The 14555-nt window shown below is 53.1% G+C and carries 10 protein-coding genes; 7 read left to right on the top strand and 3 right to left on the bottom strand.

The annotated features are described in order from the left end of the window. Nucleotides 1-77: 77 nt before the first annotated feature. Nucleotides 78-935, bottom strand: a complete 858-nt coding sequence (locus QW520_00530) for a DUF2099 family protein (GenBank protein MEM0448298.1) — start codon at nucleotides 933-935, stop codon at nucleotides 78-80. A 1-nt stretch (nucleotide 936) separates the two neighbouring features. After that, on the bottom strand, nucleotides 937-1395 hold the full coding sequence (locus tag QW520_00535; protein ID MEM0448299.1) for a GNAT family N-acetyltransferase: 459 nt from the start codon (nucleotides 1393-1395) through the stop codon (nucleotides 937-939). Between the two features lie 120 nt (nucleotides 1396-1515). Between QW520_00535 and QW520_00540 the strand changes: the two genes are divergently transcribed. From QW520_00540 to truD, 5 genes are all read left to right on the top strand, one after another. Then, nucleotides 1516-1860 (top strand): iron-sulfur cluster assembly accessory protein, encoded by a 345-nt coding sequence (locus QW520_00540; protein ID MEM0448300.1) that lies wholly within the window; start codon nucleotides 1516-1518, stop codon nucleotides 1858-1860. A gap of 53 nt (nucleotides 1861-1913) precedes the next feature. Further along, nucleotides 1914-3542: a helicase-related protein gene (locus tag QW520_00545; protein ID MEM0448301.1), complete on the top strand. Its 1629-nt coding sequence runs from the start codon at nucleotides 1914-1916 to the stop codon at nucleotides 3540-3542. Between the two features lie 38 nt (nucleotides 3543-3580). After that, nucleotides 3581-5341, top strand: coding sequence for an ATP-dependent DNA ligase (locus tag QW520_00550; protein ID MEM0448302.1), 1761 nt, complete (start codon nucleotides 3581-3583; stop codon nucleotides 5339-5341). Nucleotides 5342-5759: 418 nt separating this feature from the next. Then, nucleotides 5760-6035, top strand: coding sequence for an RpoL/Rpb11 RNA polymerase subunit family protein (locus QW520_00555; GenBank protein ID MEM0448303.1), 276 nt, complete (start codon nucleotides 5760-5762; stop codon nucleotides 6033-6035). Beyond that, on the top strand, nucleotides 6032-7396 hold the full coding sequence (gene truD / locus QW520_00560) for a tRNA pseudouridine(13) synthase TruD (GenBank protein ID MEM0448304.1): 1365 nt from the start codon (nucleotides 6032-6034) through the stop codon (nucleotides 7394-7396). Before QW520_00555 ends, truD begins: the two co-directional genes overlap by 4 nt. A 15-nt stretch (nucleotides 7397-7411) precedes the next feature. Here the strand turns inward: truD and QW520_00565 are convergent, their stop codons facing one another. Next, nucleotides 7412-11686 (bottom strand): tetratricopeptide repeat protein, encoded by a 4275-nt coding sequence (locus tag QW520_00565; GenBank protein ID MEM0448305.1) that lies wholly within the window; start codon nucleotides 11684-11686, stop codon nucleotides 7412-7414. A gap of 409 nt (nucleotides 11687-12095) precedes the next feature. Between QW520_00565 and QW520_00570 the strand changes: the two genes are divergently transcribed. Both QW520_00570 and acs read left to right on the top strand, forming a co-directional pair. Further along, nucleotides 12096-12338, top strand: a complete 243-nt coding sequence (locus QW520_00570) for a hypothetical protein (protein ID MEM0448306.1) — start codon at nucleotides 12096-12098, stop codon at nucleotides 12336-12338. Nucleotides 12339-12575: 237 nt separating this feature from the next. Next, nucleotides 12576-14555, top strand: coding sequence for an acetate--CoA ligase (gene acs, locus QW520_00575; GenBank protein ID MEM0448307.1), 1980 nt, complete (start codon nucleotides 12576-12578; stop codon nucleotides 14553-14555).

A 14555-nucleotide genomic window follows, 5' to 3' on the forward strand; every position in this document is an offset into this window, starting at 1 on the left:
TATAAATTGGGCTTATCAGGAGAGATGCTGATAATGCTTTCCATACGCCAGGAGGGAGAATGTTGTGGACTATGTTTTTAGAGCAATGGCTCCGGCTGCTTAGCCTCGTCCAGACAAGGAAGTCCGCACCTTTGTATTATGATCGGTTCCTTGATTTTGAAGGCGCGATTGAGAGCAATCCTCTTACCTTCCTGGGTAAGGGCAAAAACAGGGATGCCTGTGCCCACTTGCATCAGCGCCCTGGGGCCGATTATCCTGCGTACATGCAAGGAAGCGCACGCCCACACCAGGTCGCAATGGCGGGAGAGACTCCTCGCCGTCCTTTCGCTTATGCCCGTGGTATGCACCGCGAGAATCGTGGCCCTTTGGCCCAGGTAGCGCCCCATTCTTCTCAATTTCAAGGCCTCTTCGGGTTTCAAACCTGTGACGGTCACCGCTACCTTTCGATATCCTTTCTCCACCGCCAAAGCGAAGCCCGCCACCTGATCGATGCGGCATTCTCCCAGGGTCGTGGCCCCCATCCTTTCCAAGCGCCGGCGAGTGTCGCGAATCTCCTCTGTGTAGATTATACCAGTCATGTGAGCGCCCACGGCCTGAAGGACCTCTGGCCGATCGATTATCACGCTGCCTACGCCTTCACAGACCACCACTGCAGCGTCAAGCAGACCTTCTTGGAGGGCATCGCTCAGCATCTCGGAGGCGCCGAAGCTAACAGGGTCCTCGCGCAGCCTCAGCACCCGCTTGGAAGTGTACATTCCCAGATCCTCGATATGAGAGGATAGAACTCTCCGCACGGTCCACTCATCCTCGCTCTCGCAGCCATAAAGGCTGCGCCTGAGGGGGCACCTGCGAATCCTAGGTCTTTCGATCACCTTAACTTTGCCATCCTCGACCTCGATCACGCTCTTGGCCATCTCCACCACATGTCTGGCCATTTCAATTTCCTCCTCGCAACAGCTTCCTCATGACTAGATTGTTGCGCACCCTGGCTACCGTCCGATATCCAAGGTGCTCATAGAATCCGATGGCTCTCTCATTGGTTATCTGTACGCATAGCTCGATTCCCTCCAGGCCAGCCCTGACCGCCAGGCTTTCGATGCGTTGCATCATGTCTCGACCTAGGCCCTTACGCTGCGCTCTTTTCGACACCTGTATGGAAACCACGAAAAGAAAATCTCCCCGCTGATCCAAGCAATAATAACCCAAAATCTCTTCCCCCGCTTTTAAAACCTCGGTGATGAGACTCTTATCCAGCAGCAGTTCGAGCAGAGCCTCATCATTCCAATCTACCCCCCAAGCTGAGCGAATGATAGGGGCCATATTCTCCCTCGTCATCCTGAGCAGATAGGGGATATCTCCCCGTTCCAAAGGTACGTAGAGCAGCCCTGACGACACGACAGAACAACGGACGAGTGCGAAATTAATGCTTTGGGTGCTACAGAAGCACTGGCGAAGCCAAAGTGAAGATTATTGACGATGATATAGTGGCAATGTTTTAAATATCCCTCATGGTTGATGAGGTGCGAGGTGCAAAGTTACATGGTCACCATAACGCCTGAGGCGGGGAAGTACATCAACGAACTCATCCAGAAGAATAACAAGCAGGGCTACGGCATTAGGATCTATCTATCCGGAATGGGGTGCTCTGGACCACAGTTCGGGATGTCCTTCCAGCAAGGCAAGAAAGAGGGAGATATCGAAGAGAAGGCCGATGGCTTCTCCATATATTACGATCAGGAGACTAAGGAGCTGCTAGACAGCTGCACTGTGGACTTCATCGAAACCCCCTATGGTTCTGGTCTCATTGTGAATAATCCCAACGCTACCGGCTGTAGCAGCTGTGGCGGCGGCTGTCATTGAGATTCGCCCATCCTGGGCAAACCCTTTTCTATTATTGTCCTTAATTGCTCATCGTGTTCGTGGAGCATCCACTGATCAAACCCCAGGCATTGGAGGAGCGCGATTACCAAAGGGCACTCTCTGATATCGCCTCCAAAGCGTCAACATTGATCGTATTGCCTACCGGGATGGGCAAGACGGTCATAGCCCTGCGGGTCATGGCTGAAGTTCTGCGCAAGGGGGCCAAAGTCCTATTCCTAGCGCCCACCAAACCGTTGGTCGAGCAGCATGCCGCCTTCCTTCAACAATTCCTTATGGGAAAAAAGGTTGGGGTTATGACAGGGGAGTTCCCCCCTGAAGAAAGAGAGGCCATATGGATTGAGAACGATGTCATAGTCTCCACCCCGCAAGTGGTTGCCAATGATCTCCATTGTGAACGCGTCAATTTCTCTAAGTTCAAACTCCTGATTTTCGATGAGGCCCACAGGGCAGTGGGCAACTACGCCTATGTGCAGGTGGCCAGGGAGTATCGTGAACAGGGAGGGGAGCTAATCCTGGGCATGACTGCTTCGCCAGGCAGCAAGAGGGCTCGGATCGAGGAGGTATGCGCCAACCTAGGCATCGAACGCATTGAGCAGAGGAGCGAGTCCGACCCTGACGTGGCCAAGTACATCCATGAGATACAAATGGACGCTATAGAGATGGAGCTGCCCATTGAGCTTAAACGCTTGGTCCTTATCCTGCGCTCTCTCTTGGCAAAATATGTGGAGGAGCTGATGCGATTGAAGGCCATAGAGCCAGGACGCCCCATCAATCGCAAGCATCTCCTGGAGCTGGGGAATGCCCTTCAGGCTCGATATAAGGCTGGAGAGAGACATAGGAATCTGTTCAGGGCCATGAGCCTGCAGGCCATGGCGGTGAAGGTGGATCATGCCCTGGAAATGGCAGAGACACAGGGCACCAGCGCCCTCCTTGATTACCTCGAGCGCCTCAAAGAGGAGGCGGAGTCGGAAGAGGGGACACGCGCCGCCAGGGAGATCATAAATGCACCCGAATACCAAAAAGCTTGGAATCTGGCGAAAGCCACCAAGGTGGAGCATCCCAAGCTAGGTCGTTTGATGACTATAGTGGCAAGACAAATAGGGGAGAGGCCAGATGCACGAATCATCGTCTTCACGCATTTCCGCACCACCTGTGATTTGGTGGCCTCCAAGCTCGCGGAGGTAGAAGGGGCGAGGGTAGCAAAGCTGGTGGGACAAGCCGACCGATGCGGAGACAGAGGGCTGAGGCAGAGAGAGCAGGTCGATGTGCTCGAGCGCTTCCGCGAAGGACACTTTAACGTCCTTGTGGCTACAAGCGTGGGGGAAGAGGGGTTGGATGTGGCCAATACCGACCTGGTCATCTTCTATGAGCCAGTCCCATCCGAGATACGCTCCATCCAAAGGCGCGGGAGGACAGGTCGTAAACGAGCGGGGAGGATAGTGGTGCTAGTGACCAAGCGTACCAGGGACGAGGCTTATTTCTATGCCAGCATGAACAAGGAGCGGGCCATGAGAAAAGGCCTATCCCGGCTTCAGAGGGAGTTGGAACCCAAGCCCGAGGAGGATAGAAAAGAGGAGATGAAACAGGATAAGAAGCAGCCGGAGGCACTGGAAGGCCGGAAGACCAGAAAGGGGCAGCGTGAGATATTGGATTTTGCCTGACGGCTAATTTTATTTGCTCGTATCATCTAAGCGTTGGTATGCTTTTCAGGGAATTGGCCAGGGTTTATGAGGAGGTGGAGTCCAGATCCTCGCGGCTGGAGATGACTGAACTCCTGGCAAATTTCTTGCGCCAAGTTGATTGCGCCTCCATCGACAAAGTGGTTTATCTTACCCAAGGCCAACTGTATCCTGATTTCTACCCTAACAAATTGGGCCTGGCGGACCGTCTGCTCATGAAGACTATGGTCATGGCCACGGGGATGAAAGAGGAAACAATAAAGACTATCTGGCTCAAGGAGGGGGATCCCGGCAAGGTAGCGCAGCAGGTATTCCAGAGCCGCAAGCAGATGACCTTGTTCTCCGAGCCTCTGACTTTGGAGAGGGTTTACGCGAACCTTGTGTCTATAACCGAAGCGGAGGGGGCTGGTTCCCAAGAGTTGAAGATGAAGCTGCTATCCAAGCTCCTAAGCGATGCTACTATGGAAGAAGCGAAGTTCATCTCCCGCATCGTCACGGGAAAGATGCGTTTGGGCGTGGCCTCCATGACGTTGGTAGACGCTCTTGCCCTGGCTTTTGCCTCCAAAGAAGAGCGAGATGAGGTGGAGCGAGCCTTTAACATCACCTCGGACCTGGGTAAAGTGGCCAAAGTGCTGTGCTCTCAAGGGATCGAGGCTGTTAGGGGCATAAAAGTGACGGTAGGAAGCCCTTTACGTTCAATGCTGGCAGAGAGAATGCGCTCGCCCCGAGAGATATTGGAGAGATTGGGGGGGAAGGCCGCTTTCGAGTACAAATATGATGGGGTGAGAGTTCAAGCTCACATAACCCAAGAGGGCATAAAATTGTATTCGCGCCGGCTGGAAGATCTGACGTCGCAATTCCCCGATGTGAGCGTATCTCTGCGAGCCTCCTTTCGGGGCTCTACTGCCATTGTGGAGGGCGAATGCGTTCCAGTGGACGTGAACACGGGAGAGCTCCTCCCTTTCCAGGAGGTATCCCATAGAAGGGGACGCAAACATGGACTTGAGGATGCGGTGGAAGAGTATCCCGTCAAGGTCTTCCTCTTCGACTGCGTGTATCTAGATGGCGAGGATTTGTCCTCCAGGCCATTCTTGGAGAGGCGGAGGGCACTGGAGTCCGCCTTCACCAAGGACGAGCGAGTGGCCTTCTCCGAGATGAGGATATTGTCCCACGAGAAGGAGGTCGATGAGTTCTTCCAGGAGGCTTTGAAGGACGGATGCGAAGGGCTCATGGCGAAGTCAATAGGGCCAGATTCGGTGTATCGTGCAGGGGCGCGGGGTTTCCTTTGGATAAAATACAAGAAGGAGTATCGCTCGGAGATGACGGACACCGTGGACCTGGTGGTGGTGGGAGCCTTCGCTGGGAGGGGCAAGAGAGCGGGATTGTACGGTGCCCTGCTCATGGCCACTTACAATGAGCTTGAGGATGTGTTCGAGACGGTATGCAAGCTGGGCTCAGGTTTCGACGACGCCACGCTTGCATCTCTCCCTGCCCTGTTAGAGCCCTATAAGCTGGGCCAACGCCATCCGCGAGTGCGCTCCCGCATGGAAGCGGACCATTGGTTCGAGCCGGCGGTGGTATTAGAGGTCCTTGGCGCGGAGATCACCGTGAGCCCCATCCATACCGCCGCCATGTCCAAGGTGCGTGATGGATCTGGTCTAGCCATAAGATTCCCTCGATTCAGCGGAAGGGTGCGCACCGACAAGGGGCCAAGAGAAGCGACGACCAGCCAAGAGCTGGAGGAAATGTACCATAAACAATTGAAGACCATCGAGGGCTGAGGTCGAACCACCTCACCTTCTCCATGGTCTGATGGGATAACTAAAACCGGATGGGGGAGCGCGGACTGGGATATGAATTCGCATCGGACCACCTATGCTAAAGTGAGCATGAGATCGAATCAGCCTCTTTATCATCCCTCGAGAAGATGCAATGTATTGAGATGGCGCTCAGAGAATGCATTCAACACGCACGGTAGCGCAGGTTAATGATGTCATATGAAGGAAATGACGATGGCTGCTATTTTGACTTCCCTCGTCCTGCCTTTCATGTTTAAAACATAGGGCTGGCTCAGAATTGTTTTGAGGCGGCCCTCGTTACGAGATTTAGCACACATTCCTATCTTAAGGCCAGTGATTATCCTGCGAGAATGCTGTTTTATGAAAAGCTTTATTAACGCGCCCCTTATAAGCGGGGAGCATGGAGATTCAGCTTCTCGATAAGGAAAAGGACTCCATCAAGATCCAGATCAAGGATGCAGATATGACCTTGATCTCACCTTTGGTCAAGGAGCTCTTAGAAGATGAGCTGGTTACCGAGGTCAAATACACTGCCGCTCATCCTGAGCTGGGCTTTCCCACCCTTTACGTGAAGGTCAGCAGTGGAAAGCCCCAGACTGCCCTCAAAAGGGCTGCTAAAGCCCTCTCCAACAACTTCAAGGAGGCCAAGGAGAAGTTGGCCAAGGAATTGAAGTGAAATTCATTCCCATGGGATACCTGGAGTGTTCCACGGCTGAGGCCTGCATCGGGCTTGAAGTCTTTTATACAGACACCCCAGGAACCGGAGGAGTGCTGAAGCGTAAAGTAGAGGACTTTGTGGTGGAGGAGATTTCCCGACCTCCTCCTGAGGATCCTGAGGGGCGATTCACCATCGCTAAAGTGACCTCGACGAATTGGGAGACCAACCGTTTGGTGCGAGCTCTGGCACACCAGCTGGGCATATCTCGCCACCGCATCTCCTTCGCTGGTACCAAGGACAAGAGGGCAGTTACTTCTCAACTGATGTGCTTCGAGGCCCCTTTAGAGAAGGTGCGTGAGCTACGATTGCACCAGGTGAGCGTGGAGAATGCATACCGCTCGAGAAGGAACATCACCATCGGCGATCTCATCGGCAATGCATTCAGGATTCGGATATCTGGTTGTACGGTCGAGGGGAAAGAGCTCAAGGCTCGAGCGCGCTCCACCTTCTCTCTCCTTGAGGAGCTTGGGGGTTTCCCTAACTTCTTCGGCGTGCAACGCTTCGGCTCCCTGCGCCCTATAACGCACATAGTTGGTCGACATATTGTAAGAGGTGAGTTCGAGCAGGCCTGCCTGACCTATGCCGCTAACCCCGTGCCCCAAGAAGGGGAGGAGGCCAAAGAGGCTCGACTTTATCTGCAAGAAACAAGAGACTGGAAAGGAGCCCTATCAAAAATGCCTCGTCACCTGGTATTCGAGCGGATGGTGGTGGAGCATTTAGCTCATCGACCGGGGGACTACGCCGGTGCCATTCGTGCCCTTCCTAGAAACTTGCAGATGATGTTCGTTCATGCATACCAATCCTACATATTCAATCGCATACTCAGCGAGCGCATCCGTCGAGGGCTTCCTCTGCATGAGCCTCTCGAAGGTGATGTGGTACTGCCGATAGATAAGGACGGGCTTCCGGATCATGACAAGTCTGTGCCAGTGACGCGTGGTAATCTAGACTTGGTGTGGGCGCAAGTAAAGAGTGGCAGGGCGGTAGTAAGCGCTGTTCTTTTCGGCTCGGAAAGCGTTTTGGCGGAAGGATTGCCCGGGGAGATCGAAAGCATGATGATCGAGAGGGAGGGCGTCAAACGAGAGGACTTCGTGATACCATTAATACCAGAGTGCAGCTCTACTGGCTCCCGCAGGGAGATCGTGGCGCGCTTCAACGATCTGCTTTATGAGGCGCAGGGCGACTCTCTCCTCTTATCCTTTTCCTTAGGCAAAGGTTGCTATGCCACCTCCCTTCTGCGCGAAGTCATGAAATCGGATATGCTGGAGGCGGACAGGGCGGTGTATGAGATGGAGAAAGAGTCGTCAGCTGCAAAATGAGTAAAGTTGAGAGCTTCAGAGCCTGCTCCAATCCCGTGGCTGCGGCTCAGGCTCCGGTGCCTGTTCCTCTTGCTCCTCCTTCGAGTTTTCCACCTCTACTCCTTCCTCGCCTGCTTCCCTCTCAAGCATCGGGGTCCTCTGTTCCTTCTGCTTCTTCGCAGGTGCGGTGCCGAGGTCGGCCTTGCACCTTGGACACGCTCCGGATATGGTACAATCCTTGCAAAGCACGGAGGAACAGGAGGGGCATTTCATGACCGCTATGCCTCCATGGAACAGGCACCTTCTCCCTTTCAGCTCAGGCTGTTGGGCTTTGCGCTCCGCTGCTCGCTTCTCCTCTTTGTAGGCCCTGGAGTAGATATCTGGCTCCTCGTATGGGGACTTGCGCCGCGTGCGCGTCTCCTGTGCCATCTCCTGCTCAGCCTGCTGCGTCGCCCTTTCCACTAGATCTTGAGCCGGCACTTCCACCTCCTCCGTGCTTGCCTGATGCATCTCCCTGAGTTTCACCTTAGGTGCCCGATATCCACGTCTGCCACGGAAGGTGTCCGAATAGGCCATGAGGTGGCGTGCCGTGTAAATGCCTACACGCATGTTATGCATGATCCCGATGACTGACCTCTGATCCTCTGGTAGAGACATGACCTGACGCAACAACCTCTCTGTCTCCGCATCAGGTTTCTCCGCGGTGAACTCCATGGAGTTTACGGCCTCGATATATGCCAGAACTTTCTTTGCACCTATGACGTCTACGCCTGGCAGATAGGCTTTCACATCTGCCAAGTTCAGGCCGTGCTGGGAGACGAAGGGGTTGCTATATGCCTCCAACAGCACGGTTCGCGAAGCCTCCTCGAATTCCGCCATTTCCTCTTTCGATAGGGAGCCTATGTCCACCGTATCTCTCTGCTCCAAAAAAGCGAATACGTCATCTAAGTCCGCATAGGGGATGCCGCACTCGCGGAATGCCTCTTCCTTATCTATCTCCATTCCCTTATGGAACTCTACTTCCAGCACCTTTTCTGCATATTTGGTGATGGTCTCTTTTCGACTCTGCTCCTCAACTATGCGTAGCCCCTCTCTCGCCAACTCAAGGCTAGGATCGAGCTCAAGGGCCTTCTGGAAGCACCGCCGTGCTTGCTCATGAGAACCAAGACGCAAAAGAACCATACCCTTTCCATTCCAGGCCAAGGCATCAGTGCCATCCAATCCAATGGCCGAGTCGTACGCCTTTATGGCCTCATCCTCCCTTCCTAGCTTCTCCATTATATTGGCCTTAGCTATCCAGGCTCTTTGGTTATTAGGGTCCAGCTTCAGGGACTGCTCCACAGAGTGCGATGCTTTCTCGAAATCCCCGAGCTTGACCTGCACCCCACACAGCCGGGCCCACAGTCCAGCGTCCTTGGGCTCGAGGGCCACCGCTTTCTCATAAGATTCCACCGCATCCTGAGGCCGGTTCATCTCCTCCAACGCACGACCCTTCGAGCCATAAACCGCAGCATCCTCCACGCCCACGCCTATGGCGCGGTCAAAGCACTGCACGCTCTGGGCGTACTGCCCTAATTTGAGCAGTGCCAAACCCTTATATTTCCAGATCTGCCCATCCTTGGAATCTAGGGACAGGGCCTTGTCAAAAGCGCTCACCGCCTCATCATATCGCTCCAGGGATGCCAGGGCCCTCCCCCTGTCAGAATGGTATTGTGCAGTCTCCGGCGACATGGATGTGCAGCGCTCGAAGGTCTGCAGCGCGGCCGCATAATCATGCTGAAGCAGCTGTGCTCGTCCCATATTATCGAGGGTTCGAGCGTCGCTGGGATCCATATTGAACGCAGTCTCGAAGGCTTGCACCGCCTCAGGGTAGCGCCCTAGAGAAACCAAGGCCACCCCTTTCTTATTCCACAGCAATTTGTTCGTTTCGTCAAGGGCCAACGCAGCTTCATAAGCCCGCACCGCTTCTTCGCTCCTGCCCAACTTGTCCAAGGCCAGTGCTTTATCCACCAAGGCCGCTATGTTCTTCGGATCCAAACGCAGAACTTCCTCGCTCACTTGGACCACTTGTTCAAGATCTCCCTTACTCATCACCACCGCTTTCTTGAGCTCCAAAATGTTCAAGTTGTCCGGCTCCAGCTCCAAGGCTCGGTCGAAGGACCTCAGCGCCTCATCCAGCCTATTCATCTTCTGCTCAGATATGCCTCGATCCACCCAAGCTTTGGCATTCCTTGGGTCTAGCTTTACTATACGCTCCGCCACCTTGATTATGTCCTCATATCTGCCCAGCTGCTTGAGGCCATCCTTCTTGGCCTCCAGCACCCCTACATCCTTAGGGCTGAGCTTGAGAGCTTCGTCAAAGGCGTTCACCGCCTCCTCGAATCTACCCAGCTTGGCGAGAGTATGGCCCTTTCTAACCAAAAGGAAATGATTGTCCTGGTCCATCTTCAACACCTGCTCGTAGCAGCTCAGCGCCTCTTCATAGCGCTCGAGGCTTTCCAGCGCCACTCCTTTCGAGATCAGAAGGTTCTTATCCGCAGGATCCAGCTGAAGCGCTTGCTCGTAGCAGCTCAGCGCCTCCTCGAACCTATGCACTCCCTCCAAGGCCAGGCCCTTGGAGTAAAGTAGATGCTTGTCTTGAGGGGATAGCTCGCAGGCCTTGGAGAAAGCCTCCACGGCCTCTTCCGCACGAGACAAGGAGAACAGGCTATCCCCCATCACGCGCCAGAATATCACATTCTGGGGGAACTTTTGCACGCCCTCCTTTGAACGCTCCAATGCTAGTTCGAACTTCTCTGTCGTATAATAAGCGATGCTCAAATCTGCCAATATCTCCTCGTCGTCCGGCCATCTCTGCAGCAGAGAATTGTAGGCCTCGATGGCCTCCTCCTTGCGCCCCAATCTATCCAAGGCTATGGCCTTGTCCTCCCAGGCCTCTTTATTGTTAGGATTCAACGCCAGGATCCGCTCGCAGCTTCGTAATACCTCCTTATCTTCTCCCAGATGTTTATACGCTTCTTTCACCGCGATTGCCGCGCTCTCCCTCTCTGGCTGCATCTTGAGGGATTTCTCCAGCGGTTTGATGGCCTTTTCATACTCGCCTTTTAAGAAATGCGCCATGCCTAAATCATAAAGGATGCTGGCATCCTCTGCATGGTGGGTAGCGGTATGGCTCGCTACGGCGATGACATCATCATGCCTGCCCAGCTCTTTAAGCACTGTTCTCTTCCTTTCCAGAAGATCTCGATCGTTGGGATGTTTGGCCAAGGACTCATCTATGGCTGCGAGTGCATCCTCATACCTCTCTAGTTTCATCAGGGCCCCTATCATGATGCTCTCGATGAGAATGTCCTCCTTCTTAATCGAAAGGATGCGCGCGGCGGTGGATACGACCTCATGGTGACGCCCCAAAGCGCGTAGCACACTGCACTTCCCTTCCAGCCCTTCAAGGTAATCAGGGTCGAGCTCGAGCGAGCGATCGTAGGCCTTAAGGGCTTCCTCCAGACGGTTCAAGTATTCGAGAAGAGAGGCTACCTCCATCCAAGTATGCTTGTCGGCGGGATTGGAGCGGAGTGCTTCCTTATAATGCTGTATCGAACCTTGGAAATCCTTCTTCTCCCGCATTATCCTGGCCCGGTTAAGGTTGGCTAGGAAATTACGGGGGTCTATCTGAAGGACTTGACCGAATGTGTTAGATGCTTCGTCATAACGCTTCGCCAGCATCAATGCCCTTCCTTTTCCCAGCAGGCTTTGAACGTTGGCCGGTTCGGCGGATAGCGATTCATCGAAGGCGCGCAGGGCTTCCTCGTATCTCTCTTTGGCCAGGAGTTCCTCTCCTTTTCTTCTCATCCAAGCCGCTCTCTGGCCCGTTTTGATGGCCAAGACCTCGTAGATGCTGGCATCCAATGGATCCAGTTCCTGCACCTTCTTAAAACACTCCAAAGCTTCAGGTCCTCTGCCTGCACGGTCAAGAATCCAGGCCTTTTCCAACCAGAGGGACTTATTGTTGGGGTTATGCGCTATCGACCATTCTAAGGCGATGATCGCATCCTCAATCTGTCCAGCCGCGGCATTCGCTCTGGACTTGGCAATTACGGCGTTGACATTCTCCGGCATGAACATGATCGCCCTATCTGCTGCTCTTCCCGCTTCTTCCATTCTTCCCATCCGTGCATATAGCTCAGACAGTTTTGCATATGAGTCGGAGAATTCCTGGCGATGGATGACGTTAGGATTTACGCTGGCTTCTGCCAATGCCTCTTCGGCTCGTGCCAACGAGTCGTAATTGAGAACTGCCTCAGGCCCTTCCATGAGCTTTTGGGCTTTTTTAATCGCTTTTATTTCTTTATCAGTAAGTGAATCCAAGATGCCCACTAGAGCACACCCCACTATTCAGGCATCAATGCCATCTTCTACTAAAATATCTTTCTGCCTGAAATATAAATTAAGAAATTAGTACCCTCATATTCCATCGTTTTTCTTAAAAAAATTAGAGAGAGTGGACACTTTTTAATATGATTCTTTCACACGAGTCTATGATCTTGAGGGGCAAAGGATGGGAAAGTTTGACTTTTAAAATGAGAAGAGAAGGAAGAAAACTATTTATAATGTATGACATAATATGATTTTTTGTCTGACGTTAGTCGGACATTCGACAAAACTCATTAGGGATGGGATGCTTCAAACCTATTAGCAAATCTCTTAGGGATGGGATGCACACATGAGGACCAGACCAGAGGACGTTTACCTAGAGGGCATGGAATTCGAACCAGACGTCGTGGAGTGGATGAAGCAGCACAAGGTTCGGGAGATCAAAGCTCTAGCCAAAGAAGTGGAGGAGCACGGCGAGGACGCCAGCGAGCTGAAGGAATTCTATAAAGAGCTTAAGAAAATAGAGAAGGAGTGGCATCAGATAGTATCATCTAAGGAAGGAGAGACAAAAAGAATGCCTCCTGCGGTCTGAGAATTATCAGCAAGGAAGAGTCTCATACCTCCGCTCTCCCTCGGTCTTTTATTTCATTTTTACGATTTTCGTAAGGTATTCTTAAAGTAATCAATATTTCGTCATTTGACGTGAGTAGTATCCGTAACGATTATATGAAACTCGGCTTTACCCTTTACGACCCTCGCGGGCGCTACAGAACTCTTCATCAAATCCTATGTAGAAGCGTTTCCGTAAGGTCCAGTCAGAGGTTATTGCATGAGTGAGAAGACGATCGAATCGGTGATGGCAGAGGAGAGGAGGTTCGAGCCAAGTCCTGAGTTTCGGGCCAAGGCCAGGGTTAAGAGCATGGAAGAGTACGAACGCATGTACCGCGAATCCATATCCGACCCTGCGGGCTTCTGGGCGAAGATGGCTAAGCAGGAGATAGAGTGGTTCTCACCTTGGACCAACACATTCTCATGGGATGAGGAGAACGTCATCATCAAATGGTTCGAGGGGGGCAAGCTCAATGCCTCTTATAATTGTCTGGACCGGCATGTCAAGAGCGAGCGCAAGAATAAGGCCGCCATCATTTGGCAGGGAGAGCCAGAAGAAGACGTTAGGACCCTGACTTACCAGCAGCTGCATCGAGAGGTATGCCGATGCGCCAACCTGCTGAAGGAGTTGGGCGTCTCCAAGGGAGACAGGGTTTCAATCTATCTTCCCATGATACCCGAGCTGGCAATCTCCATGCTGGCCTGCGCCAGAATCGGTGCTATCCATAGCGTTGTGTTCGGCGGCTTCAGCTCCGAGTCTCTGCGCGACCGCATAAACGATTCGAATTGCAAGGTTCTCATTACGGCGGATGGGGCCTATCGATCCGGCAAGCATGTGCAGTTGAAACAGAATGCGGATGTGGCCATGGAGAAGGGGACCAGCATCGAAAAGGTTGTAGTAGTTAAACGAGCTGGCTTCAATATCGAGATGAAAGAAGGCAGGGACATTTGGTACCATGAGGCCATCGCCAGGCAATCTGACAAGTGTGAACCCGAATGGATGGACGCTGAGGACCCGCTTTTCATCCTCTACACCTCAGGCTCCACGGGAAAGCCCAAAGGGGTCCTGCACACCACCGGCGGCTACATGGTTTACGCCACAACTACTTTCAAGTACATCTTTGATTACCGCGATGAGGACACATACTGGTGCACGGCGGATATAGGGTGGATCACAGGACATTCTTACATATTATATGGTCCTCTTAGCGCTGGGGCCACCAGCCTCATGTTCGAAGGCGTTCCCACCTATCCACAGGTGGATCGCTTCTGGCATATAGTGGAGAAGTTCAAGGTCAACATATTCTATACCGCGCCCACCGCGATCAGGTCATTGATGCGCGAGGGAGAGAAATGGCCTGCAGCGCATGACCTGAGTTCCTTGCGCTTGTTAGGTACCGTGGGCGAACCCATCAATCCTGAAGCCTGGATCTGGTACCATACTCATATCGGCAGGGAAAGATGTCCTATCGTGGACACGTGGTGGCAGACGGAGACTGGAGGCATATTGATCACCCCCCTTCCCGGTGCTACCACCACCAAACCGGGTTCTGCCACGAAACCATTCTTTGGCGTGGAACCTGCGATTTACAAGGATGACGGTAGTGAGGCGGCAGTAAATGAAGGTGGATACCTGGTGATAAAGAGGCCATGGCCAGGCATCATGAGGACGGTGTTCGGTCAGCACGAGCGATTCAAGGAGATCTATTGGTCGCGCTGGCCTGGAGTATACTTCACTGGAGATGGGGCACGTAAGGATGAGGATGGATATTTCTGGATCATGGGCCGAGTGGATGATGTAATCAAAGTCTCGGGCCATCGTATCGGTGCCGCGGAAGTGGAATCTGCCCTGGTTTCCCACCCCAAAGTGGCAGAAGCAGCAGTAGTTCCTATACCACATGACATAAAGGGAGAGGCCATCTATGCTTATGTAACCTTAAAGGCAGGGGTGCACGGAACTGAGGATTTAAAGAAAGAACTAGTTCAGCATGTACGCAAGATGGTAGGGCCGATTGCAACGCCAGAGGTCATACAATTCGCCGACGGCATGCCCAAGACGAGAAGCGGGAAGATCATGCGACGGATCTTGAGAAAGGTGGCCACAGGGGAAACGGAGAGCATAGGCGACACCAGCACCTTAGCTGATCCCTCTGTGGTGGACCGTCTCATCGAAGGGAGGATCGAGCTGAGAAAAGGCTGA

The organism is Methanomassiliicoccales archaeon (assembly GCA_038740345.1).
Taxonomy (GTDB): Archaea; Thermoplasmatota; Thermoplasmata; order Methanomassiliicoccales; family UBA472; genus JAJRAN01.